A 1,947-nucleotide genomic window follows, 5' to 3' on the forward strand; every position below is an offset into this window, starting at 1 on the left:
GGGAGGCGCTCGGAGCCTCCCTCCCCTCCGCCGGCGTCGGCTGCGCCTTCTGCCGCGACACCCTGGGCGAGATCGCCGAAGAGCACGGCGCGCCTTTCGATGCCGAGAGCCTGACGGAGGATTACGAGCTCGGCCTTCGCCTCCGCCCGATCGGCGGCACTGCGGCGTTCGTGCGGCTGAGGGCGGCGGCGGGGCGGCCGATGGTGATGACGCGCGAATATTTCCCCGGAACGCGCGAGGCGGCGGTCAGCCAGAAGGCGCGTTGGATGGTGGGGATTGCGCTGTCCGGCTGGGACCGGCTCGGGTGGAACGGCGGCATCGCCGAGCGCTGGATGCGGCTTCGTGACCGGCAGGCGGTGCTTGCCTCGCTGCTGCTGTTCGCCGGGTATTTGTCGCTGCTGCTCTGGAGCAGCCTGTTCCTGGCGCGGACGTTCACCCGCTTCGAGCCCGACCCGATACCGCCGTTCCTGGCCCTGCTGCTTCAGCTCAACCTCGGGCTGCTGGGATGGCGGCTGGCGATGCGGTTCACCTTCGTTGCTCGGGTTTATGGATGGCGGGAGGGCCTGCGCTCGATTCCGCGCGTGGTCGTCAGCAACATCATCGCGATGATGGCCGCACGCCGCGCAGTCTTCCGCTACCTGTCCATCCGCCGCACCGGCAGCGCCTCCTGGGACAAGACGGCGCACTTTTTCCCTGCGCAGGTGCCCGCCGAATGAGCATCCCGCCGCCGCTCCGCTTCCTCGGCGCGGTGCTCGGCGGCTGGACCTGCCTTCGTGTGGCGATGCTCGCGCCGGGATGGGCCGGGTCCCCTGGAGCGCCGCCCCTACCTCAATCGGCCCCACCTCCCCTCGTGCATTACCCCACGCCTTCGCCCGCTGGGGGAACTCCCGGTCCCATCGCGTCTGTACTCCTCCCGATTTCGGCCGAGTGCGGCTCATGCGGAGCACCAGCCCGTCCAGCCGTTCATCCCGTCATCTTCGAGCCCCCTCCCCTGCCCACACTGGCGGCCGCCGTGGCTGCACCTGCCGGCCCGCCGTCTCCGGCGGCGCCTGTGCCACTCTTCTTCCAAGCTACGCCTGTTCCTTCGCAAAGTGCCCTCCTCGCCCGATTGCCGGAGGAGCGGCGCTGGTCGTCGGCCGCCTGGGCGTTCGTCCGGCAGGGGGATGCGCAGTCGCTCGCCGCCGGGGGCACGCTCGGCGGCAGCCAGCTGGGCGCCCGCTTCGCCTACCGCATCAACGGCAATCCGCAGCGGCCGCTGGCGCTCAATCTTCGGCTTTCTTCGCCGTTGCGGAGCCGCAAGGGCGCCGAAGCAGCCTTGGGCCTCGAGTGGAAGCCTGTCGCAGCTGTCCCGGTCCGGCTGCTGGCCGAGCGAAGGCAGGCGCTCGGAGATGAGGGGCGCTCCGCCTTCGCGCTGCTTGCTTATGGCGGCGTATCCGATCTGAAAGCGCTTGGGCCGCTCCGCGTCAGCGCCTACGCGCAGGCGGGGGTCGTAGGCGTAAGGTCCCGCGACCTGTTCGCCGACGGCGCGGCAGTGATCGCGCTGCCGCTGGACGAGGGCGGCCGGATGAGCCTCGGCGCAGGCGCATGGGCCGCGGCGCAACCGGGCGTTTCGCGCCTCGACGTGGGCCCGTCCGTCCGGCTGCGGCTGCCGGTGCAGGGCCGGAGCGTGTCCGTCTCCGCCGACTGGCGCATTCGGGCCGCCGGAGACGCCGCTCCAGGCTCCGGCCCGGCGCTGACGGTCGCGACCGACTTCTAGAACTGAGCTTTTTCGGCGCCCGCGCCTTCCGCGCCCGGGGTTAAGCCGCTAGCTTCCGCCTCCGTGGACATCTACCTCCCAATCGCCGGTCTTTCGGTGAATGCGCTCGTGATCATCGCGCTCGGCGGAGTGGTGGGCCTCCTGAGCGGGATGGTCGGGGTCGGCGGAGGCTTCCTCACGACGCCGATCCT

Annotated in this window: 2 protein-coding genes and 1 pseudogene; all 3 read left to right on the forward strand. The window is 71.0% G+C overall.

Features of this window, described 5'->3' with window-relative positions; all coding sequences use genetic code 11:
• The coding region (locus VF662_RS13950) for a glycosyltransferase family 2 protein (RefSeq protein WP_464142335.1) at window positions 1-716 on the forward strand (716 nt) is incomplete at its 5' end.
• 392 nt (window positions 717-1,108) lie between these two features.
• Window positions 1,109-1,756 carry a hypothetical protein gene (locus VF662_RS13955; protein WP_464142337.1) on the forward strand — a complete coding sequence of 216 codons (648 nt, stop codon included), beginning with the start codon at window positions 1,109-1,111 and terminating at the stop codon, window positions 1,754-1,756.
• 63 nt (window positions 1,757-1,819) lie between these two features.
• Window positions 1,820-1,947 (forward strand): annotated as a pseudogene (locus tag VF662_RS13960) (sulfite exporter TauE/SafE family protein); the annotation flags it as partial.

This window comes from Allosphingosinicella sp. (assembly GCF_036387215.1).
Classification (GTDB): Bacteria; Pseudomonadota; Alphaproteobacteria; order Sphingomonadales; family Sphingomonadaceae; genus Allosphingosinicella.